Annotated in this window: 17 protein-coding genes and 1 pseudogene; 7 read left to right on the top strand and 11 right to left on the bottom strand. The window is 50.3% G+C overall.

Annotation, left to right across the window (positions count from 1 at the left end; all coding sequences use genetic code 11):
• Positions 1 to 34 precede the first annotated feature (34 nt).
• The gene (locus QJT81_04695) at positions 35 to 1,081 is read right to left on the bottom strand and encodes a rod shape-determining protein (GenBank protein ID WGZ95287.1); all 1,047 of its coding nucleotides are present in this window, start codon (positions 1,079 to 1,081) and stop codon (positions 35 to 37) included.
• A 273-nt stretch (positions 1,082 to 1,354) separates the two neighbouring features.
• Between QJT81_04695 and hslO the strand changes: the two genes are divergently transcribed.
• From hslO to QJT81_04680, 3 genes are read left to right on the top strand one after another with little or no spacing between them, the layout of a single operon-like run.
• Positions 1,355 to 2,191: an Hsp33 family molecular chaperone HslO gene (gene hslO, locus QJT81_04690; GenBank protein ID WGZ95286.1), complete on the top strand. Its 837-nt coding sequence runs from the start codon at positions 1,355 to 1,357 to the stop codon at positions 2,189 to 2,191.
• 30 nt (positions 2,192 to 2,221) lie between these two features.
• Positions 2,222 to 2,806 (top strand): NAD(P)H-dependent oxidoreductase, encoded by a 585-nt coding sequence (locus QJT81_04685; protein WGZ95285.1) that lies wholly within the window; start codon positions 2,222 to 2,224, stop codon positions 2,804 to 2,806.
• A gap of 44 nt (positions 2,807 to 2,850) precedes the next feature.
• Entirely contained in the window at positions 2,851 to 3,567 is a 717-nt protein-coding gene (locus QJT81_04680; GenBank protein ID WGZ96448.1) for an alpha/beta fold hydrolase, read from the top strand.
• Here the strand turns inward: QJT81_04680 and QJT81_04675 are convergent.
• From QJT81_04675 to QJT81_04645, 7 genes are all read right to left on the bottom strand, one after another.
• Positions 3,564 to 4,520, bottom strand: a complete 957-nt coding sequence (locus tag QJT81_04675; GenBank protein ID WGZ95284.1) for a hypothetical protein — start codon at positions 4,518 to 4,520, stop codon at positions 3,564 to 3,566. The two genes, QJT81_04680 and QJT81_04675, sit on opposite strands and share 4 nt — an antisense overlap.
• A 93-nt stretch (positions 4,521 to 4,613) precedes the next feature.
• The gene (locus tag QJT81_04670) at positions 4,614 to 5,597 is read right to left on the bottom strand and encodes a hypothetical protein (GenBank protein WGZ95283.1); all 984 of its coding nucleotides are present in this window, start codon (positions 5,595 to 5,597) and stop codon (positions 4,614 to 4,616) included.
• A 168-nt stretch (positions 5,598 to 5,765) separates the two neighbouring features.
• Positions 5,766 to 6,545: a BPSS1780 family membrane protein gene (locus QJT81_04665; GenBank protein ID WGZ95282.1), complete on the bottom strand. Its 780-nt coding sequence runs from the start codon at positions 6,543 to 6,545 to the stop codon at positions 5,766 to 5,768.
• Between the two features lie 50 nt (positions 6,546 to 6,595).
• Entirely contained in the window at positions 6,596 to 6,883 is a 288-nt protein-coding gene (gatC, locus tag QJT81_04660) for an Asp-tRNA(Asn)/Glu-tRNA(Gln) amidotransferase subunit GatC (GenBank protein ID WGZ95281.1), read from the bottom strand.
• Positions 6,884 to 6,885: 2 nt separating this feature from the next.
• Positions 6,886 to 8,316: an Asp-tRNA(Asn)/Glu-tRNA(Gln) amidotransferase subunit GatB gene (gene gatB, locus QJT81_04655; protein ID WGZ95280.1), complete on the bottom strand. Its 1,431-nt coding sequence runs from the start codon at positions 8,314 to 8,316 to the stop codon at positions 6,886 to 6,888.
• 12 nt (positions 8,317 to 8,328) lie between these two features.
• Entirely contained in the window at positions 8,329 to 9,807 is a 1,479-nt protein-coding gene (gatA, locus tag QJT81_04650) for an Asp-tRNA(Asn)/Glu-tRNA(Gln) amidotransferase subunit GatA (protein WGZ95279.1), read from the bottom strand.
• Positions 9,808 to 9,889: 82 nt separating this feature from the next.
• The gene (locus QJT81_04645; GenBank protein ID WGZ95278.1) at positions 9,890 to 12,901 is read right to left on the bottom strand and encodes a choice-of-anchor L domain-containing protein; all 3,012 of its coding nucleotides are present in this window, start codon (positions 12,899 to 12,901) and stop codon (positions 9,890 to 9,892) included.
• Positions 12,902 to 13,117: 216 nt separating this feature from the next.
• Here QJT81_04645 and QJT81_04640 point away from each other — a divergent pair, with 216 nt between their 5' ends.
• Together QJT81_04640 and QJT81_04635 are read left to right on the top strand one after the other, a co-directional pair.
• Positions 13,118 to 14,260, top strand: coding sequence for an MltA domain-containing protein (locus QJT81_04640; protein WGZ95277.1), 1,143 nt, complete (start codon positions 13,118 to 13,120; stop codon positions 14,258 to 14,260).
• 206 nt (positions 14,261 to 14,466) lie between these two features.
• Positions 14,467 to 15,708, top strand: a complete 1,242-nt coding sequence (locus QJT81_04635; GenBank protein WGZ95276.1) for a hypothetical protein — start codon at positions 14,467 to 14,469, stop codon at positions 15,706 to 15,708.
• 10 nt (positions 15,709 to 15,718) lie between these two features.
• Here the strand turns inward: QJT81_04635 and QJT81_04630 are convergent, their stop codons facing one another.
• A complete protein-coding gene (locus QJT81_04630; protein ID WGZ96447.1) occupies positions 15,719 to 17,497 on the bottom strand; it encodes an ABC transporter ATP-binding protein/permease in 1,779 nt (592 codons plus the stop codon).
• Between the two features lie 186 nt (positions 17,498 to 17,683).
• On the opposite strand from QJT81_04630, the gene QJT81_04625 reads away from it, so the two are divergent.
• Together QJT81_04625 and QJT81_04620 are read left to right on the top strand one after the other, a co-directional pair.
• Positions 17,684 to 19,720 carry a TonB-dependent copper receptor gene (locus QJT81_04625; protein WGZ95275.1) on the top strand — a complete coding sequence of 679 codons (2,037 nt, stop codon included), beginning with the start codon at positions 17,684 to 17,686 and terminating at the stop codon, positions 19,718 to 19,720.
• A gap of 19 nt (positions 19,721 to 19,739) precedes the next feature.
• The gene (locus QJT81_04620; protein ID WGZ95274.1) at positions 19,740 to 20,261 is read left to right on the top strand and encodes a copper chaperone PCu(A)C; all 522 of its coding nucleotides are present in this window, start codon (positions 19,740 to 19,742) and stop codon (positions 20,259 to 20,261) included.
• Between the two features lie 162 nt (positions 20,262 to 20,423).
• On the opposite strand, the pseudogene QJT81_04615 reads toward QJT81_04620, so the two are convergent.
• Together QJT81_04615 and QJT81_04610 are read right to left on the bottom strand one after the other, a co-directional pair.
• A pseudogene (locus tag QJT81_04615) lies at positions 20,424 to 21,748 on the bottom strand (UPF0236 family protein).
• Positions 21,749 to 21,791: 43 nt separating this feature from the next.
• Positions 21,792 to 21,968 (bottom strand): NlpC/P60 family protein, encoded by a 177-nt coding sequence (locus tag QJT81_04610; protein ID WGZ95273.1) that lies wholly within the window; start codon positions 21,966 to 21,968, stop codon positions 21,792 to 21,794.
• Positions 21,969 to 21,991: the final 23 nt, after the last annotated feature.

Genomic DNA, 21,991 nt, shown 5'->3' with positions numbered 1-21,991 from the left:
CGCCTCCGCTGCTGCTTGTTATTCAGCTTGCTGATCAGTCGGTAGCGAGGAAGTTAACGCCTTCTTCTTCCATGATTTCCAGAATCTTGCCACCACCACGGGCTACGCAAGTCAATGGATCATCAGCAATAACAACCGGAATACCTGTTTCTTCCATCAGCAAGCGGTCAAGGTCACGTAACAAAGCACCACCACCTGTCAGCACAATCCCACGGTCGGCGACGTCAGCAGCCAATTCTGGTGGTGTTTGCTCCAACGCTGTTTTCACCGCACTAACGATGCCGAACAGGGGTTCTTGCAAGGCTTCAAGAATTTCATTGCTCGTCAGGGTGAAGCTGCGTGGCACACCTTCAGACAGGTTACGACCCTTGACTTCAATTTCCAGCAATTCTTTACCGGGGTAAGCGGAACCGATTTCGCACTTAATCCGTTCAGCGGTGGCTTCACCAATCAACATCCCGTAATTACGGCGCACATAGCTGATGATGGCATCATCCAAACGGTCGCCACCAATACGTACCGAAGCCGAGTACACAATCCCGCGCAATGACATGATCGCCACCTCGGAAGTGCCGCCGCCAATGTCCAACACCATGGAACCAATCGCCTCATCCACCGGAATGCCTGCACCGATGGCTGCCGCCATGGGTTCTTCAATCAGGTAAACTTTGCGAGCACCTGCCCCTAGTGCAGAATCTTTAATGGCACGGCGTTCAACTTGCGTTGCACCACACGGCACACAAATCACCACCCGTGGGCTTGGACGCAAAATGCGCCCCGCATCCACTTTACGAATAAAATGTTGCAGCATTTTTTCGGTATAGGTGAAGTCGGCAATAACGCCGTCTTTCATCGGGCGGATCGCGGTAATATTCTCTGGGGTACGCCCCAACATTTTCTTGGCTTCCGTTCCCACCGCCTCAATGGACTTAGGGCCGCCCGGCCCACGATCTTGACGAATAGCGACAACAGAAGGTTCATCCAGTACGATACCTTTGCCACGCATATAAATCAGGGTATTGGCGGTGCCCAGGTCAATGGAAATATCATTGGAAAACAAACCTGATAAGGCTCTGAACATAATCTAATCAATCCGGCTTAAAGCTAATAAAGGGAGTACTCGAACACGTCCTGTGTGACTGTCGTTTTTCCGCGAACAGGCTAACCTCTGGGCAGCCCCAAAATAATTCGCTAAATGTAACAACCGCCGCTACTTTGGGCAAGCCGACTTGTGTGATAAGTTCACGTTCCGGCTAAAATGGATGCTTTTTAGCAGATTAAGCCGCATTTAGAAAGCAATTCTCACCGCGTGAGGTTAATAGAAAATATGTCAGCAGATACATTAAGACATTTTATGCTAGAACAGGCACATGTTCGTGGTGAGTGGTTACACCTCGACCAAACCTGGCGAGACGTTTTGTCACGGGCAGATTACCCTGCCTTTGTGAAAACCATCCTAGGTGAAGCGCTAACAGCGGCAGTATTGTTAGCCGCCACCATCAAGCATGACGGGTCACTCTCGTTGCAGATTCGGGGAGATGGCCCCATCCATTTACTGGTCATTCAAGCCACCGCACACGGCACGGTACGTGGGCTGGCACAATGGAGTCGTGAAGCCGATGGCACGAGCCTGCCTGCCCTCTTTGGCGAGGCACAACTTGCCATTACCCTGGAATCGAACCAAAGCAATGAACGTTACCAAAGCCTGATCCCGGTAGAAGGTGAATCACTAAGTGCCGCATTAGAAGCTTATTTTGCCCGTTCTGAACAATTGCCAACGCGCTTATGGCTACTGTCAAACGATACCACAAGCGCTGGAATTTTATTGCAACGCCTGCCCCAAGCCCAACACAACGAAGACGATTGGCAACGCGCTTCCCTATTACTGGATACCTTGACGGCTGAAGAATTAGCACATCTTGAACCTGAAGAGCTGCTTTACCGCCTGTTCCATGAAGAAGATGTACGCCTATTTGATGCCAAAGATATCCGCTTTCAATGTAGCTGTAGCCGCGAGCGCGTAGAAACCATGCTGCGCTCCATGGGACAGGCAGAAGCAGAAACCATTCTCCAAGAGCAAGGAAAAATTGAGATCATTTGTGAATTCTGCAATGCCAATTATACACTGGATGCCATCGACACTGAGTTATTATTCAAGTCAGCCATGCCGACGAATGATACCCTACACTAACCGAATCCTAATTTTACAAGTGGAAAACTCATGCGCGTTCTGATTGTTTACGCTCATCCCAACCCCAGCAGCTTTAACCATGCCATGCTGGATTATTGTCGTAAAGGCTTGCTGGAAGGTGGTCATGAAGTACGAATCAAAGACTTATATGCTGAAGATTTCGACCCCGTATTACGCGCCACTGACTTAGCGGTACTGCAAACGGGCGTTATCCCCGAAAAAATCAGTCGCGAGCAACAAGATTTGTTATGGGCGGATGGCTTAGTCTTCATTTACCCCCTGTGGTGGTTTGACCGCCCCGCCATACTGAAGGGCTGGTTTGATCACGTATTAACCAATGGCACGGCCTTTGAATATTCACAGGAAGGGGTGAAAGGCTTGCTGAAACACCAACGCGCCCTCGTCCTGATCACAGCGGGTGGCACAGAAGATTATTTCCGCCAAACGGACGCGGAACACCTGATCTACCGCCCGGTCACGGACGGCACATTAGCCTTCTGTGGTATCAAAGATGTACGTCACAGCATTTACTACAATATACCCTCGCTAACCCCAGAGGCTCGCACGACTATTTTGGAAGATATTGCCAGGATGGGGCGTGATTTCGCGTGCTGAATTACCGGCTATTTGGAACATTAGACAGCAGCCCACCCTTGTTAGTGCTACACGGCTTATTGGGTTCGCTGGATAACTGGCAAACATTTGCCAAGGGACAAGCAGGCAAACGCACCGTATTGGCCGTTGACCTGCGCAATCACGGTGATTCACCCCATGTTGCAGGCATGTCTTATCGGCAAATGGTGGCAGATATTGTGGAAGTCTTAGACACACTGGCTATTCCGCACTGTGACTTAATCGGGCATTCCATGGGAGGCAAAGTAGCCATGGCACTAGCCCTGCAATACCCTGAGCGGATTCAGCGTTTACTGGTCGTCGATATTGCCCCCAAAATGTATCCGCCACGCCATCAAGCGTTGTTACAAGCCATGTCAGCCATGCCACTGGCAACCCTAACGAGCCGCAAACAAGCGGATGAATGGTTAAGCGCCACGGTTAAGCACCCTTTCGAGCGGGGTTTTCTGTTGAAAAATCTGGGGCGCAATGCAGAGGGAAGATTCTATTGGCAATGCAACCTGCCGGAAATTACGCAACATTATTTAAAAATTTCGGGTTTCCCAACACCCGATGGCGTATTCCCTAAGCCTGCATTGTTTGTGCGTGGTGCTCAATCGGATTATGTGCAAGACACCGATATTGAAGGTATCCAGCAAATATTCCCGCTGGCTACATTAACCACCATTGCAGCAGCGGGGCATCTGCCACATGTGCAGACACCCGCTGAGTTCAGTGATGCCGTGAATGCCTTTCTGGACTAGACCAGCAAACGGCGATAGGTATTCACGCGGTTAGACCACCCAGCCAACCAGCGACGCTCGTTATTTGCAGGTGGTGAGTTACGCACCCGGCGTTCCAATACCCGCATTGCTGCATCCGCAAACTCATGTAACGCCTGTTCACCGGGGCGTGAAGGGCGCATATCTTCCAAAACCTGCAACAGCCCCCAGTTTTGACCGTTATAACCACCACTGCGGCTCAACCCTTCACCTTTGAAGTTAGTGTAGTCGATCAGTGCATACCAACCACCCGGCGTATTCGCCACTGCATTCAAGTTATTGACCACGTGCGGGCGAAGCTGATCCGGGGTATTGTTGACTAGTTTGGGCATTGCACGGCGAGTGCGATCCACAATGAATTGCACTTGTAATAAACGGGTCTGGTAAAGAAAATGTTGTAGCTCTTGCACTTGTGGCGTGTTTTTAGCCTGCATCAACTCCCCTTTGCTACGCCAAGGTGAACCTTCACGCGGCAACCAAGCGGGCACTTGTACGCCACGCGACTGCATATAACTTAACAACTCAGGAAAAGTGCTGCCGAAACGGGCATTACGCCCCGCCGGATACCAAGTGAAATGCCCGATCCCCATGGAGGCGAAATCTTCACCATCATTCCAATGCACGAGCTTACTAATATCCCCGCCACCTTCATTTTTAAAAATCTGGTCGCCAATCACCTGCAACTCAACCGAAGACAATTCCGGCATGTCATTGCCCGTGTATTGGCGAGGACGCTGAAGATTTTGAGAACTATAATACGAGGTACTTTGTGCTGCCGGATTATTCATGGTGAAGGTATTTTGTGTAAATCCTACTCCATTCCCCTGCGACATTGCGCCATTACCAGAACTTCTGATCGCCTGAGAACTAGGGCTACACGCAGACAAGCCAATGCTGGCAATAGCTGCCAACGCCATAACGGCTTTTGCTTTCATCAATTAATCCCTCTTATTTTTATTTATTTAATGGGACTATAATGTAATTTCACTCGTCGTGTCAGATTACCCGACGAGCGCTAACCAAGGGTATTAAACGTTCGGGTAACGGTAGGTATTGATCCGATTTGACCAACCCGCCAACCAACGTGCTTCATTACGCGCAGGCGGTGAATTACGCACACGACGCGCTAACACACGATTAGCAGCATCTGCAAACAAGTGCAATGACTGCTGCCCCGGCTGGCTAGGCTGCATGTCTTCCAATACTTGCAACAGCCCCCAGTTCTGGCCTTTATAACCACCGGAAGTATTCAACCCTTCGCCTTTAAAGTTAACGTAATCCACCAGCACGTACCAACCACCGGGGGTATTGGCAATGGCATTCAAGTTTTGGGCAACGCGAGCACGCGAATATGCAGGCGCAGCATCCACCAACTTAGGCATGGCACGACGCGTGCGTTCCACAATATAAGCAGCTTGCAATAAGCGAGTCTGGTACAACAAGTCTTGTAACTCACGTACTTGCCCGGTGTGCTTAGCCTGCATCAACTCAGCCTTGGTACGCCACGGTGCACCTTGGTAACGGGCTTGCTGTACCCATACGGGTAACTGCACCCCATTCGACTGCAAATGCCCAAGCAAGTCCGGGAACGTATTGCCAAAACGCGCAGCACGACCAGCAGGATACCAGGTAAAATGCCCTAGCCCCATCGAGGCAAAGTTCTCCCCATCATTCCAATGCACTAACTTATCAGGATCACCACCGCTTTCATTTTTAAAAATACGATCCGCAATCAACAGTAACTCGTTACTGGACAATCGTGGCATTCCTGACTCAGAAACCTCATTAACCGCAGCATAAGTCTGACGTTGAGTTGCCGCTTGTTTGCGACCACCTTGTGAACCTTGAGCTTTTTGGATCTTGGTATTTTTTTTAGCTACAGTGGATTTATTATACCCAAACAGTAAATCATCACTGTCATCCTCTTTAGCCGTATGGATAGTTTGGCTGCACCCTGACGTGCCAATAGCAACCGCCAGTGCAAAAAGTGTTCCCCACGCTCGAATGCGCATGTCCTAAGCCCCTCGTGTAAACAGCATCTTAATTTTGAATAATTAACGCTATTAATAGACTAGAGTAACTTTACCCATCCTTAATCAGTTATTTTTATCATTTTAGGGCATAAAAAACCCGCACAATGGCGGGTTTCTCAACAAAAATACGTCAGGCCGTAAAAGGCATTACTTGAGGAAAATTTGCCGGTAGGAAACATACATGCTCGCAAACATCCACGGCACTACCACCAGCAACCCTAGTAACAACGGAATCATTCCCAAAATCAGCAACAACACCATTAGCAACGAATACACAATCAAAGCCAACGGGTTACGCAAACACGCCTTAAAACTCATGCTCAACGCCTGAAACACCGGAACATTATTCAACGCCACCAGTTGCGTCGCAAACCAGAACAACATCATCACCAACAGCAACAAAATCACCCCAACCGCGATCAAGCCCGTGTTAACACCGCTCAGTAAATCTTCAGGTCTGCGCATCTCACTCTGCACGAGATCCATATTCATGCCGACAAATGCGCCGCCAATAATAATCCCGAACAGAATAACAATCCCCAGCGTCAATGCGCCCAAACCTAACAAGGGCACAAGGTTTTCTTTAAAACCTGCAAACAAATGCTCGAAGCGCAAAGTATCACCCGCAGCAATCGCTCTAGCGCCCATCAAAATACCACCCGTCAATACCGGCCCAATCAGACTGGAAACAATATCGCCCACCACCGGCACAATACCCAGCACAAACTGAATCACAAACAGTACCAGCGTGATCAGCACCCAGACGACGAGGTTACTTTTCACCAATGCCCAACTATCAGCAAGCCAGCTCAGGCCAGCACCCGCTGACAGCGCACGCGGCTCAGCCAGTAACGTCAGATTACCGACATTTATCGGCGGGGGCGTCACATCTGACTGCGGCGGTTGGTAGGGATTCTTATCATTCATAAGGAATAACTCCTGATTTTTTATAATGAAAATGGACTCACGGTATACCTCTACTCAATGACTTTGGGCACGAGGTACAGCCCATTTTCCACTTCCGGCGCAATCGCTTGGTATTTTTCCCGATGATTGGTTTCCGTCACCACATCCTCACGCAAACGCTGCATCATATCCAGCGGATGCGCCATTGGCTCGACACCCGTGGTATCCACCGCGCTCAATTGATCCACCAAACTCAGGATGTTGGACAAGTTTTGCGTATACGCTTCCAGCCGCTCATCCGGCACTGCCAGACGTGCCAAACGTGCCACTTTTTTCACTTCAGCTTCCGAAATTGCCATGCTCAGCCCTCCAGCTTCTGCTTCAGAATATCGTTCAAGGTATTGGGGTTGGCTTTGCCTTTAGAAGCCCGCATCGCTTGCCCCACAAAGAAGCCGAACAGCTTGTCTTTACCGCTGCGGTATTCCGCCACCTGCCCTGGATTGTTCGCAATGATTTCATCAATCACCGCTTCAATCGCACTGGTATCCGTGATTTGCTTCAAGCCTTTTTTGTCGATGATCGCATCGGCAGAGCCTTCGCCGTTCCACATTGCCGCGAACACATCGCGGGCAATTTTGTTGGACACGGTATTGTCTTGAATGCGCTTGAGCAATTCGACCAGTGCCGCACTGCTCACTGGAATGGCAGCAATCTCCATCTCGTTGTCTGCCAAGGTTTTGCTGACTTCACCGTTCACCCAGTTCGCCGCGAGTTTCGCATCCCCGCAACCTTGCGCGGCCGCTTCAAAATAATCCGCCACTTCACGGCTAAGCGTCAGCAGGCTGGCATCGTAAGCGGTCAAGCCGAACTCACTCATGAAACGCTGCTTTTTCGCATCCGGCAATTCCGGCATCGTAGCGCGTACCGCTTCAATATCCGCAGGCGTAATTTCCACCGGCAGCAAGTCAGGGTCGGGGAAGTAACGGTAGTCGTTAGCGTCTTCCTTGCTGCGCATCGAACGGGTTTCGTCCTTGTCAGGGTCGTACAAGCGCGTTTCCTGCACCACTTTGCCACCGGATTCGATAATGTCGATTTGGCGTTCCACTTCGTGATTGATGGCGCGTTCAATGAACTTAAACGAGTTCAAGTTCTTGATTTCGGCACGTGTGCCAAACTCTGCACCGGGGCGACGTACCGACACGTTGGCATCGCAGCGGAACGAGCCTTCCTGCATATTGCCATCACCCACGCCGAGGTAGCGCACCAATGCGTGCAACTTTTTCATGTACGCCACCGCTTCTTTGGCGTTGCGCATATCCGGCTCGGAGACGATTTCCAGCAACGGCGTACCCGCACGGTTCAAGTCAATCCCGGTTTGCCCTTGGAAATCTTCGTGCAGCGATTTGCCCGCATCTTCTTCCAGATGGGCGCGGGTAATGCCAATCCGCTTGGTGTCGCCGTTTTCCAATTGAATGTCCATGTGACCATTAGCAACTATCGGCAGCTCATACTGGCTAATCTGATAGCCTTTGGGCGAATCGGGGTAGAAGTAATTTTTACGCGCAAAAATCGAACGTGGTGCAATCTCGGCATCAATCGCCAAGCCTAAGCGAATCGCCAATTCCACGGCTTTTTTGTTGAGCACGGGCAAAACACCTGGCATCCCCAAATCGACCAGATTGGCCTGCGTGTTCGGCTCTGCGCCATAAGCGGTCGATGAACCCGAAAATATCTTTGAATTGGTGGCAAGCTGGGCGTGAATTTCCAGACCAATAACGGTTTCCCATTCCATGCGCTGTCCTCCTTACGCGAACTGGGCTGGCACTTGCGTGTGCCAGTCCGTCCATTGTTGGTACTGATGCGCAATGTTCAACATCCGCGCTTCCTCAAAATAATTGCCGACCAATTGCATCCCGACGGGTAAACCGTCCGCCGCAAAGCCGATGGGGAAGGTCATCCCCGGCAACCCTGCCAAACTGACCGGAATGGTGTACAAATCTTCGAGGTACATCGCAATCGGGTCATCTTTTTTCGCGCCGATACCGAAGGCGGTGGTCGGGCAAGAAGGCCCCATGATCACATCCACATCCTTGAATGCGGCTTCAAAATCCTGTTTGATCAGCCGACGAACCTGCTGGGCTTTCAGATAATAGGCATCGTAATACCCTGCGGAAAGTGCGTAAGTGCCGATCATAATGCGGCGTTTTACCTCATCGCCGAAACCTTCCCAGCGGCTGCGCTCGTACAAATCCATCAAATCTTTCGGATTCTCGCAACGATGCCCGAAACGTACCCCATCAAAACGCGACAGATTCGAGGAACATTCCGCCGGAGCAACCACGTAATACACGGGTACGGCAAGGTGGCTATTCGGCAAGGTCACTTCCTTGATGATCGCGCCCTTGGCTTGGAATTCTTTAATGGCACGGTCAATCACTGCACCGACTTGCACATCCAGCCCTTCGGCGAAGAATTCTTTCGGCAATCCAATCCGCAAACCTTCCAGCGAACCATTGAGGTTGGCAGTGTAATCCGGCACAGGCAAATCGACGCTGGTGGAATCGCGGCTATCCAAGCCCGCAATAACATTCATCGTAATCGCGCAATCTTCCGCCGACGGCGCCATCGGCCCACACTGGTCAAGGCTGGACGCAAACGCAATCATGCCGTAGCGCGAAATCCGCCCGTAAGTCGGTTTAATCCCGGTGATATTGCAGAATGAAGCGGGTTGGCGAATCGAACCACCCGTATCCGTTCCCAACGTCATCGGCGCAAGCCGTGCTGCAATCGTTGCTGCACCGCCACCAGAGCTACCACCGGGTACTTTGGTGGTATCCCACGGGTTACGCACATTCCCAAACGCCGAGGTTTCGTTGGAAGACCCCATCGCGAACTCATCCATATTGTTCTTGCCGAGCAATACGCCGCCTGCCGCCTTAAGCTTTTCCGCGACGTGCGCGTCATACGGTGAAATGAAATTCGACAGCATATTGGAGGCGCAGGTAGTCCGCACGCCTTCCGAGCAGAACAAATCTTTGAGCGCATACGGTACACCCGCCATTGCCCCCGTCAACTCGCCCTTGCGGATGCGATTGTCGATGTCCACGGCTTGCGCTGTCGCAGACTCGCGGGTGACGGTAATGTAGGCGTTTAATTCAGGGTTGAAGCGTTCGATGCGATCAAGATACGCATCGGTCGCTTCCATGACAGAAAATTTGCCCGTATGCACCCCGTCGTGAATGCCCTTCAAGGACAGGGTATGGATGGAATCAGCCTGCGACATGGTTTCTCCGTTATTGCCGGGGTAATCTATGAACGACTTACTATAGTCAAGCCGCTTGCCGCTGGCAACCTGAACCCCCACGTCAGATAGGCGCGTTACCGCGAATGATGTAATTACCGCTGAAACTGGTATTGCCGGGGTGCATCAAAATATTGCCCAACATCAAGTTGATGTCATTGCTTGGACCGGTATACAGCGTTGCACCATCCAGATTGAAATCAGTGGAATAATAACCAGGCAGCCTAAATGCGGCATTGACTTTAGTATTTTCTGGGGCAACTAATACTGCACCCAATAACACATTACTGTCACTACCCGGCCCATTGGCAATAACGGTATTGCTATTGTTAGCATCACCCGTCCACATCAAAGCAGTGTCACCACTTTCTAAACGCGCTCTAGAGCCGCCATACACTGGGGTGGAAGGCAACGTAAAATCGACCATAGTGGGGCTGCGACTCAGTGTTAACGGTGCTGTCGTCATAATCGCCAAATGATTACGGTGACGCACCATAACGTAATAAGGAGCATCTTCAATCACATTCCAAACGGATAACACATTTGTACCCGTCTTAGCATCCACAATATCGCCATCACGCTGTAAAAGTCCAGCCGCTACTCCGATACGTTTACTGGGGTCAGAAGCATCGCGTACTTCCACCAATACCCAATCGACTGGCGCATTGCCACCCTCAGCAGCCAGCACCGCAGCACTAGCCGTTTCCTTACCCTTATAATCGAATGGTGACACCATGTCAGAAGAAGACGCATAACCGAAAGCCGTTTTCAACTCACCATAGGGCTGCAAAACGGGCAGTATTCCCAGACGGTGCAAATCACCACGCATCACCTTGCTCGACGCACTGTAAGCACCTTGCAAAAAGACACGCAAATTCAGATTAACGAAGGGCAGATCATCCACATCCGTCACCTGTATCGTTAGCGTTTGGCTTGCACTTAGCCCCCCCACATCCGTAGCACTAACCACCACCACATAACTGTTATCACGATTACTGTCTTTAGGATTTTCGTAATCAGGCGCAGTCACGAAATCCAAGACTCCCGTTGCAGAATTGATACTAAATAGCGCTGCATCTGCGCCACCACTGATGCTGTAAATCAGGCTTTCGGCATTAGGGTCAATCGCCGTCACCACGCCTGCCTCTTTTTTATTTTCTGGTGTTGACACGTTTACAGCAGCGACACCTGAATAACTGTTGATCTCTGGCGCTAAATTCTCAAACACATCTGACACCCTGATATTCATCGTCTGGGAAACGCTATAAAAACCATCGTTAGCTGTCACAATAACAACGTAAATATTATCTTTATTCTCATCCAGTGGTTTCTCATAATCCGGTGCCACCATAAAGCTCAAGATACCGCTATTGCTGATCTGGAACAAAGCAGCATCTTCTCCACCACTAATGCTATAGGCAATAGGGTCTCCATCTGCATCTTCTGCTGTTATTGTGGCAGCAACTTGCAGATTTTCTAACATGCTCAAAGTAGTACCAGGTTCCCCTGCCTCGCTAACGATTTTCGGAGGTGAATTCTCAAGCACATTTGTTACGGTAACAAACAGCAGTTGCGTGGTTTCGTTCACACCATCGGTAGCAATCACGGTCAGAATATATAAATTATCCTGATTGGAATCCTTAGGATCTTCATAATCGGGAGGCTTGATGAACGCCAATTTACCACTATTGGTATTGATCTGAAATAAGTGCTCATCGACCTCCGTTCCAAGACGATAAGTAACAGCATCACCATCGGCATCTTCCGCAGTAATCGTAGTCACTGCCTGAGAGTTTTCTGGCGTACTGATATTCGCACTTGCCGCCCCCCCATAACTCGTAATCATTGGTGCACTATTAACCGGTTTATCAATAGGGTATAGCATCAACGCAGCAGTATCATCTTCATACGGGTGGCTGCTGCGATTAAACGGTGTTGAATCAGGGTCTTGATTAAACGCAAAGTGAATTTCACCATCGAGCCGATAATTGCTGGCAGTACCTACACGAGCACGTATTTTAAGTGTCTTGGACGCATTGGCAGGAATCACATCGGCATCCCAAATACCTGTTGCTGGATTATAACTTCCCGCCGAATCATCACCCACCCAAACAAGGCCAGCAGGCCATACCAACCCCACCTGCACCAAACTCGTCGCATTTGCCGAAGTATTCTCAACTGTATAACTGATTTCCACTTCACTGTTCCAAGCAGGAGCAACCTGATTTGTGGATATGTTTAACGAAAGATCCACTGGCTGTGATTTCGTACTACTTAACCATTTGAAAAAAGCTCCTGAGTCATAGGCCGGATCACCCGCATCCGCCAAAGCCAACTTAACGTGGTAAGTCTGACCCGGTATTAACCCCTCTAAGGAGGCTGTCATTGGGCGGGTATAGCCATCTAATTGTGTCGCAGCACTGCTATTCCCATTGTTCACAAAGTAAGTAGCATTATTCAAATTACAAGCGGCACCGTCAGCATTTATGCCAGGACTGCCTGCATTCACATTATTCACCGCAATGGCATCGCCAGTACCCGGCACAAATGCTGCATTTCTAACCCCATTCAACCCCGGCCCTGACACAAACAGGCCAAATGCGTCATTGAAACTGCTACACACATATTCAGGATATTCATCTGAGCCAAATGCGAAGACAAAGTTAACACGATCCCCTTGAGGGTTAATGTCAAACTCCATAAGAACAGGGTCATATTTGGCTTTAGCACTGATTCTGCTCAAATCAGGGTCAAGATACTGCCCTTTGGTATTGTGAGAATACGCTGAGCCACTGTTAGGCGCTTGGATACTCCCTAAATTACCTGTGTTCAGAAAAACACCAGTGTCAGTTCCCCACACCGAGCCACCCTGCGTAAACACACCGTATTGTTGCGTGACACCGCGTGTGATGGATAAATTACTAACTGACAAGCCCGGCCCATCCAAGATTGCCGCCATATCTGAAGGACTTGCATTCGGGTTATACGCTGGAGCAGCCTGAACTACCGTGATATTACACAGAGTAATCAACAAGATGCTCAATGACTTCAGTCTATTGCCCCACAGTTTTTTCATCACCAGTCCCAGCATTGTTATCTTTATTTTTTGATCAACTTACGTTTGATACGTAGCTTATGTGAGCAATTATACATAATAAGTAAAATCAATTCTATCATTTGCTATCCGCCCATCTGAATCTACCGTTCACGCCTTCACGCACCTGTTGACCAGTCCCATAATGTTGACAGTTTTCTGACCCAAATAACCATAACAATAATCCAGGGTGTCAATATGCAACCACGTCGTTTAGCGACTACTATTCTCATGAGCACGCTCACCAGCGTTAATGCGCCGTCATTTGCGGACACGCCTATCTGGGAATCTTGGGCGCAACCACAGACACAACGGGGGGAGTTTGCGCCTAGTCGCACGGGTTTTATGCAACCACGTATACAATTAGCAACGTATTCTGCACCCGCCATCGCTAACAGCAACAGCCCCGTTCAAGCAGGCTTGCGTGACTTAGCCAACTCGCTGAGAAACAAAAAACGTTGGGAACGCCAAGCACCTTTAGGCGCTAATATTGCCAATAAAACATTGCAAGATACCATTGAACAACTCCTATATTGGCAAGGCGACTTATCTCCCAACTCCCTCCGACAACGCTTTGATCTCATCCCTATTGCCTCACAGAAACACCCACAGGCAGGTGACTTCACCGGCTACTACACACCTTCTTTGGTGGGAAGCCGCACACGTACCGAACGTTTTACTATACCGGTTTACCGTATGCCCAAAGGCAAAGCCAGTCAGTTAAGCCACGCCCAGATTGCACAAGGAGCATTGGCGTCAAAAAATCTAGAGGTCGCCTGGGTAGATGACCCTTATCTGTTATACATTGCACAAGTGCAAGGTTCAGCGCAGATCCATTTTACTGATGGCACAGTCAGCACTTTGGACTATGCCGGTAATAATGGTAAAGCATTCCAGCCTGTTTCCGATTACTTGAAAGCCAAAGGATACAATGTTGGCCGCCTCACACATGATAATATTGGACGCTGGTTAAATGAGCGCCCCGCCATCATGCGCGAAGCGCTGTTACACAATCCGCGTTACATCTTTTTTCGCGAAACAAAAGGCTTACCTAAAACGGCATCAGGTGCATCAGTAGTCCCTTGGCATACCATTGCTGTGGATAGCCGCTATATCCCACATGGATCGGTATTACTGGCAGAACTGCCGCGTGTTAATGCACAAGGTCAACGCACTGGGGAAACCGAATGGCGTCTACTCTTCGCGCAAGACCATGGACGTGCTATTCAAGGCAATGGACGTTTCGACGTATACACAGGTATCGGTGATCATGCTGAATCAGCCACTTACTCGGTATCAGGTTCTCATCGTACTTTCTTACTGGTAAGTAAGTCTGGCTAAGACTAACACTTAACGGGACGGGCAATACGTGACAAGTGCAGTAAAATCATGCAAGATGAAAAATATTTATTGTTTCGGCATGGGTTATTTATCTTTTCGCCATAGACTATAATTTTTTTCAAGGGGTTGAACTGCACAGGCAATTTTGACATCCAAAGCTATACTAAACAGAATAAATTATCGATTTAGACACAGGGTTTTTGCTTATGTTGGGTTATATTGACTGGATTATCATTTTGGTTGCACTCTTAGCTGCCATCGGTGCAGTGTTACTGCTATTGCCACAAACCACCAGCCAGGAAACCCAAGAGCTGCGGGTTATCCGTCTACAGGCCGAAGCAGATCGCAAGCGGGTAGCAGATGTACTAGAAATTACGCAACATGGTGCACAAGATGCCGATTCACTGTTAAGCAAGCTCAAATCCCAAGTAGAACAGACGACACGTAGCTACGAAGCCAGCCAAGCACGCGCCGAACAGGCCGAACGTATCATCGAACGGGTAACTACCGCAGAACAGGAAATCCGTGATATATCCAGCCAACTGGGTGATCGTTTACAACACCTGCAAACCTATTGGGACGAACAACTCGGTGACTCGGTGGAAAGCGTCAAACGCATCCGCAGCAAGTTACACGAAGGTCTCACCCAAGTGGATGACAGCCTGACCCGCTTGCGTGAACAAGAAAAAATGGCGCAAGGTTTTACCCGCCGTCTAATCGAACATCACCACGAACAAGCACACAACCAGCAGGAAAATGCCCGCCTTTCCGCCGAAGTTCACAACCGTTTGGAAACCATGCTCAAAGAATCCAGTCACTTACTGGAACAAATGCAACGCTACCAACAAGACGCTGATACTGTGTTCTTGAAATTCAACACCGAAATGGAAGGCTTGGAATCGCAAGCCAGTGAACACTTCAGCACCTTGTTCCAAACCACTGACTTGGCACGCCACGAGCTAACCTCTGGTATGGAAGAAAGCCGTAAGCACCTTGAAACCATGCGCCGCCGCGAAGAGCAAAGCAACGACCTAAGCCGCCGCATTCATCAGCAATTTGAGCAAATCGACCACATTCGCGTGGAACGTATTGCCAAAACGCTGGATCTGACCGAACAGATGTCGACCGATTTACACAAAGGCATGGAAAATGCCCGTGACCTGTTGTTCTCGCTGGAAGTTGCCGTACAACACGTAACGGCTAGTTTGGAAAGCAAACAACCCACGACCGATGCACCAGCCCCCCAACACGAAGACGAATCCAACCTAATCAAACTGGTACAAGAGCCGCTGGATGCCTCCAATACCGACGAAGCCAATGACATCACCGCTCCCATTCAAGAAGCCGAAGTCACCAAACTGGCTGAAATTGGCAACCTGAAACCAATCAAAACCGGAGAAGAAGAACCAACGCCGCATAACCTGTTGGCTCTGCGGGCGTACCGCTAAACTGGGTTTGCTAATTCTCTTCATGCAATTGTAATTCCCACATCCGCTGGTACTGCCCATGCAGTGCCAGCAACTCCGCGTGAGTCCCCTGCTCCACCACCTGCCCTTTATCCAGCACCAGAATCCGATCCGCATCCACAATTGTTGAAAGCCGGTGCGCAATCATCAACGTGGTATGCCGCCCCGCCACTTCATGCAAAGTTTGCTGAATTGCCTGCTCCGTTGCACTGTCCAACGAAGACGTCGCTTCATCGAAAATCAGAATCGGTGGCTGTTTCAGAATCGCCCGCGCAATCGCCACGCGTTGCTTTTCCCCGCCGGATAATTTCAAACCACGCTCACCGACCACCGTTTCCCAGCCATCCGGCAAACTCTCAATGAAAGTGCGGATGTGCGCCATGTCAGCGGCGCGTTCAATCTCTGCCTGCGTCGCTTGTGGGTTGCCGTATTGCAGGTTGTAACGAATCGTATCGTTAAACAGCACGGTATCTTGCGGCACAATTCCAATCGCTTTGCGCAAACTGGCTTGCGAAACCTGCGCAATATCCTGCCCGTCAATCAGCACGCGCCCACCCGTCACGTCGTAAAAACGGTAAATCAAGCGTGATAAAGTGGATTTCCCCGCGCCGCTATGCCCGACCACCGCAAGTTTTGTTCCCGCAGGCACGCTAAAACTTACCCCGCGCAAAATTTGGCGTTCCGCCTGATAACCGAAATCGACTTGCTCAAAACGGATTTCACCCAGCGTCACCTGCAATGCGCTCGCGTTTGGCACATCACGCACCTCCTGCGGGGTTTCCAGCAAGCGAAATACCATGTCCATATCCGCCAGCGTGTATTTTACTTGCCGATACACAATCCCCAGCGACCCCAACGGTAAAAACAATTGCAGCATAAACGCATTCACCATCACCAGATCGCCAATGCTCATCGTGCCGTTGACCACGCTATTCGCCGCCAAAAACATAATGATCGTGACGCCAATCGCAATAATCGAAGACTGCCCGAAATTCAACAATGACATCGAGGTTTGGCTTTTCACCGCCACATCTTCCCATTGCGCCAGCGTGTGGTCGTAGCGGCTCATTTCCAATTTTTCATTATTAAAATACTTAACCGTTTCGTAATTGATCAAACTGTCCACCGCTTGATTGCTGGATTGCGAATCCAAACGGTTCATTTCATGGCGATGATCCATGCGCCACTCGGTAATTTTGATGGTAAAAATCACGTACACCGCCACGGTTGCAAACGTCACCAAGGCAAAGGCAGGCGCGTAATTCCCCAGCAAAATCACCGCCACCAAGGTAAATTCCACCGCAATCGGAATAATGCTAAACACCATGAAATTCATTAAGGTACTGACCGACGCCGTGCCACGTTCCAAATCGCGGCTGATCGCGCCGGTTTTGCGTTCCAGATGAAAGCGCAACGACAAATTGTGCAAATGCTCCAACACCCGCACCGACATTTTACGCATCGCGTGGTAACGCACTCGCGCAAACACCGTATCGCGCAATTCATTGAACAGCGCACTCGCCAACCGCAACACCCCATACCCCAGCAGCAATATCACCGGCAATACCAACACCTGCTCCGGCTTACCTTGCAAGCTGTCCACAATATCCTTGAGGAACAGCGGCACACCCACATTCGCCACTTTCGAGGCAATCAGACAGGCAAGCGCAAACAACGCCCGCCCTCGGTATTCCCACAGAAAGGGCAATACCGATTTCAAGTTGTGCCAGTCACGGCGGTTTTTATCAGGGCGTTCAGTACGATTAGGCATCATGAGGCATCGGTATCCGGTTACACGTTGGCGCGAATGATAGCGTGAAATTACACAACAAGTGTGTGATTTCACACGGATTTATAAGCAAATAACCACATAATAACATTGTAAATCAAATGCTTATTAACTGGTACGCTAATTGCTATACCTCTATATAAGTAACAGATTTTGAAAGGTTTAACCATGCAACCCAGCCTAGCCCGCCTGACACTACTCAGCTCTTTGCTAATTTTGAGCACTACTCCATTTGCCGCTGATACCTTGACGGTTGACATCAAGGCCAAGAAACAGGCTCCCTCCCCCAACGCCATCACCCCGCTGTCAGCCGAACGCAGCGCGGTATTGCCCGCCGATGGCGGCGATTTCCTCAAGCAATTGAATGGCGTATCGGGCAGTCGCTTTGGCGGGCGCGGCATCGAACCCATCATTCGCGGGCAATCCCAAACCCAGCTCAACGTATTGCTGGACGGCGCTTACGTGCATGGCGGTTGCCCCAATCGCATGGATCCGCCCGCGAGTTGGGCAGCCATGGAAACTTATGAAAAAGTGACAGTAGAAAAAGGCGTGCAAACCCTGCAACACGGCTCCGGCGGCAGTGGCGGCACGGTGCTATTCGAGCGCGATACCCGCAGCATCCTTGACCCTGAAGACGGTTGGAGTGGCAAAGCCTCCGCCACCACCATGAGCAATGGCGTGAAACACGATGTCTCCGCCGATGTCACCAAAGCTTTCCAACAAGGCTATGCGCGTGTTTTCACACAGGATAGAGAAGCTGACAATTACGAAGACGGCGATGGCAAGGAAGTACGCTCCTCTTATCAGCACAAACAAGCCGGTGTCGTGTTGGGTCTTACCCCAACCGAAGACCGTTTGCTCGAATACAGTTACGAAAATAACGATTTTTCTGACGCGCTTTACCCCGGCGCGAGCATGGATAGCCCCGAAGAATCCGGCTCTATCCAACGCCTCAAGTACAAAGACAAGCTGGACGGCAAAATCAATACCATTGAAGCCGACGTATACAGCAGCAATATTGACCATTTGATGGACAATTACAGCCTGCGCCCCCAGACCGGCACAAAAATGGCTGTTCCCACCACATCGGATACCGTGGGCGGCAAACTGGCACTCACCTCCAGCATTGGCGATACCGATGTCACTTACGGGCTGAACGTGCAAAACCGTGAACGCAATGCTGAAAATAAAAACATCAGCGCCGGTGGCATCATCACGGGTTTAATGTGGCCAGAAGCCAGCACCGACCAAACCGGCATTTTCGCCGAAGCCACGCGCAAATTCGCCAGCGGCGATAAATTGAAGTACGGGGTGCGCGTTGACCGAGTGGACGCTGCCGCCGCCAAAGCAGGCGTAGTCGCAGGCGGGCGCACTGCCAACCAAAACTACACCGCCGTTTATGGCTATGGCGCAACCGACAAAACAGAAACCAATGTCAGCGGCTTATTGCGCTACGACAAAGCCCTCAATGAAACCACCACCGCGTTTGCGGGCGTCAGCCGCACCGTGCGCACCGCCGATGAAACCGAACGCTTCATCAACAAATGGGGCATGACCGCACCGGATCGCTGGGTCGGCAACCCCAATATCAACCCCGAAAAACACACCCAACTTGACCTCGGCGTCAGCCAGCAACAAGGCAAAGTGCGCTGGACAGGCACAGTCTTCGCCGATAAAGTAGACGATTACATCCTACGGGACAAAGTAGCCACGGGCGCACAAACCGGTGCACAAATCTACCGCAACGTCGATGCTGAAATCCTCGGTGCAGAACTTGGTGCAGAAACCAAATTAACCGACAAACTCCGCCTTGCCGCTGATGTGGCTTACGTCAAGCGCACCAACACCACCGATGATCGCCCGATTGCGCAAACCCCGCCCGTCAACGGTAAAGTACAATTGGACTACAATGCAGGCAAATGGAGCGGTGGCACACGGGTACGCTTTGCTGCTGGGCAAGACCGCATTGACACCAAAATGGTCGGTGCAACCGAAGTGGGCGAAAGTGCAGGTTACGGCGTGATTGACGCTTACGGACGTTATAGCCTAAACAAAACGACTAAAGTACGCTTCGGGGTAGATAACCTCCTCGACAAAACTTATGCTGAACACGTTAGCCGCCGCAACTTAGACTTAGGTGGCACGATTGAACGGGTGAACGAAGCCGGACGCAGTGCATGGCTGAAACTCGAAACTGAATTTTGATCTCGTACAGGAAAACACCATGAAACGTTTATTAAATGCTGCCATTCTCGGCCTGTTCATTTCCGTCACCGCAGCTTGCCAAGCGGAAAATAAAGCTGCTGAACAAAACACCAGTAAAACAGCCGCTGACAGCGTACAAGTGGAAAACGCCTTTGCTCGCGCCGTACCTCCGGGCCAGCCAAACAGTGCCTCATTCATGACGTTAGTCAACAGTTCTGATAGTGACCATAGCATCAAGTCGGCTGCCAGCCCAGTTGCTACTACAGTAGAATTGCATACTCACACCAATAACAACGGTGTGATGGAAATGCGTCAAGTACCGCAAATTGATGTACCAGCCAAAGGGCGTACCGAATTGAAACCAGGCGGCTTACATGTGATGTTGATCGGCTTGACAAAAGATCTGAAAGTGGGCGAAACAGCACAACTTACCCTAACCTTTGAAGATGGCAGTACTACAACTGTGGAGGCTCCCATTCAGGATGTAACCCCACCTAGCGGCAGTGGTCACATGGGCAGCATGAACCAACAAGCCCACTGATCTCCCCCAATATCGCTTAGCCTGTCTTTTCGCGGGGCGCTCTGTAACAGTGCGCCCCTATTTTTAGCGCTGAAACGCGTTAAACCACGCTTTTGGGCATAATAGGCTGCGCTGCTCCCGGAATCCGCCCAAAACCGGGTGTGAACAAAAGTGCGGTAAACCTCATGCCGCCTCAGCGGTGTTTCGCCAATAATGCTTCCATTGCTGGTTTCCCCGCATGACCCTCAACGCCAACATATCCGCCGCATTATCACTTTTCCACCATGCCCCCGATTTTTTTAAGCGTTGCTGGATGATGTAACGGTGTGCACTTTCTATTTCGCCCGACCCCACGGGCAATCCGAGGGATTTTGCTGTCGGGTAATCCAGTTGCTCAATGCGGTTGCTCAGGTAACGGTGACAAGCTCGTACTGGGGCGTTACTGTCTTCTACCGTTTCTGCTTCGAGGAAAGGTTTCAGTGTGTCGATGACCGCTTGAGCTTGACCATCCTGTAGGGCTTTTTTCTGTTTGGCAAACCATTTATCCTTGTCCTTGAGGCATGAACAGCTTGCGGATGCTGCTGATAGGTATTCACAAACATGATAAAAATCAATCAGGTAATGTCCTTGTGTGCCAAATTGTTCATCCACTTGACGGTTGATCCAGCTTGCCCCATCACCCACCGCATGGAGGAACGTGCTTTTTCCAAATCCAGCACGGCAGGCGGTGTCGAATAAGATTTTTCCAGCATCTTCTACCGTGCCACCGAATATTGCGCCAAACGTTGGCGTAGCACTGCCTTTGGCGTGGGCAAGACACAGGCGGGCTTCTTTCCAGCTTTCCTTTTTGCCTTTGCGCTTGTCGGGGGCTGTTTCGTCAATCTCGACGATGGGGATCATGCTGCCGTCCATTTCGGCAATGACATAGGCTTTTCCCAACGTGCTTGGATAGTCTTTTATCAACACTTGGGATTCATGGATGCGTTTGGCGTGACCTTCGGTGATGTGTCGGATGCTGCTGGATGCCAGCCGTATCCCGTAATGTTCTTCTAATTTATCAGGCACTTGAGCAAATGAACAGTCCGCCCCAAAGTCCGTCACCGCCCGTTGCAGCGGGAGCGAACAGCCTCGGCAAACAACCTCGGCACTCTGGCTAAAGGGGCGGACACGCTTGCCGGGAATCCGGTAGACCGGTTCGCTTATGTGGATTTTTCCGTAGGTCGTGTGCCAATGACAGTTTTTTTTCCACTCTTTACATACTTCCCAATGCCTTCTTCACAGGCTGGGGCTGTGCATTTTTCTACACGTTTGTTTGCCCATGCAGTGATCGCATCATTTCCCATTTGGCGCAGTTCTTCTATCACCCGCTGTTCGGCGTCTGCTGCTTTGATAATGTCATCACCGGCATTTTCAACCACCTCGATTAGCCCTTCCATCCGAGCTTTTAATGCGGGGTTGCGGTTCAAGGCTTCTAAAAGTTTTTGGTCGCGGGAGCTAACTGTCAACATGGGAAAGTCCTTTTTCTCTGGTTTTAGGGGATGCCATCTTAGTCTACAGGACACCGCACTTTTGTTCACACCCCCCAAAACCCACTAGCTTGCGTTTCCAGTAACCTTCCAACTTCGTCATGGTAATCGCCTTGCCAGTACGCGGCGCATGAACAAACTTATCTTCGCCTAGATAGATCCCCACATGACTAACCTTTTGCCCCCGTGTTTTAAAAAACACCAGATCACCGCGGGTGTGAACAA

Source organism: Candidatus Thiothrix putei, assembly GCA_029972225.1.
Taxonomy (GTDB): Bacteria; Pseudomonadota; Gammaproteobacteria; order Thiotrichales; family Thiotrichaceae; genus Thiothrix; species Thiothrix putei.
The sequence above is the reverse complement of the archived record's forward strand: the minus strand, read 5'-3'. Positions and strand labels throughout refer to the sequence as shown.

What these genes read in the sequence shown, in the direction of transcription:
- QJT81_04665 (WGZ95282.1), bottom strand. Translation starts at nt 6,545, where the DNA reads ATGAATGATAAGAATCCCTACCAACCGCCGCAGTCAGATGTGACGCCC.
- QJT81_04640 (WGZ95277.1), top strand. Translation starts at nt 13,118, where the DNA reads ATGCAACCACGTCGTTTAGCGACTACTATTCTCATGAGCACGCTCACC.
- QJT81_04625 (WGZ95275.1), top strand. Translation starts at nt 17,684, where the DNA reads ATGCAACCCAGCCTAGCCCGCCTGACACTACTCAGCTCTTTGCTAATT.
- QJT81_04670 (WGZ95283.1), bottom strand. Translation starts at nt 5,597, where the DNA reads ATGCGCATTCGAGCGTGGGGAACACTTTTTGCACTGGCGGTTGCTATT.
- QJT81_04620 (WGZ95274.1), top strand. Translation starts at nt 19,740, where the DNA reads ATGAAACGTTTATTAAATGCTGCCATTCTCGGCCTGTTCATTTCCGTC.
- gatA (WGZ95279.1), bottom strand. Translation starts at nt 9,807, where the DNA reads ATGTCGCAGGCTGATTCCATCCATACCCTGTCCTTGAAGGGCATTCAC.
- gatB (WGZ95280.1), bottom strand. Translation starts at nt 8,316, where the DNA reads ATGGAATGGGAAACCGTTATTGGTCTGGAAATTCACGCCCAGCTTGCC.
- QJT81_04695 (WGZ95287.1), bottom strand. Translation starts at nt 1,081, where the DNA reads ATGTTCAGAGCCTTATCAGGTTTGTTTTCCAATGATATTTCCATTGAC.
- QJT81_04635 (WGZ95276.1), top strand. Translation starts at nt 14,467, where the DNA reads ATGTTGGGTTATATTGACTGGATTATCATTTTGGTTGCACTCTTAGCT.
- QJT81_04645 (WGZ95278.1), bottom strand. Translation starts at nt 12,901, where the DNA reads ATGAAAAAACTGTGGGGCAATAGACTGAAGTCATTGAGCATCTTGTTG.
- gatC (WGZ95281.1), bottom strand. Translation starts at nt 6,883, where the DNA reads ATGGCAATTTCGGAAGCTGAAGTGAAAAAAGTGGCACGTTTGGCACGT.
- QJT81_04675 (WGZ95284.1), bottom strand. Translation starts at nt 4,520, where the DNA reads ATGAAAGCAAAAGCCGTTATGGCGTTGGCAGCTATTGCCAGCATTGGC.
- QJT81_04685 (WGZ95285.1), top strand. Translation starts at nt 2,222, where the DNA reads ATGCGCGTTCTGATTGTTTACGCTCATCCCAACCCCAGCAGCTTTAAC.
- QJT81_04630 (WGZ96447.1), bottom strand. Translation starts at nt 17,497, where the DNA reads ATGCCTAATCGTACTGAACGCCCTGATAAAAACCGCCGTGACTGGCAC.
- hslO (WGZ95286.1), top strand. Translation starts at nt 1,355, where the DNA reads ATGCTAGAACAGGCACATGTTCGTGGTGAGTGGTTACACCTCGACCAA.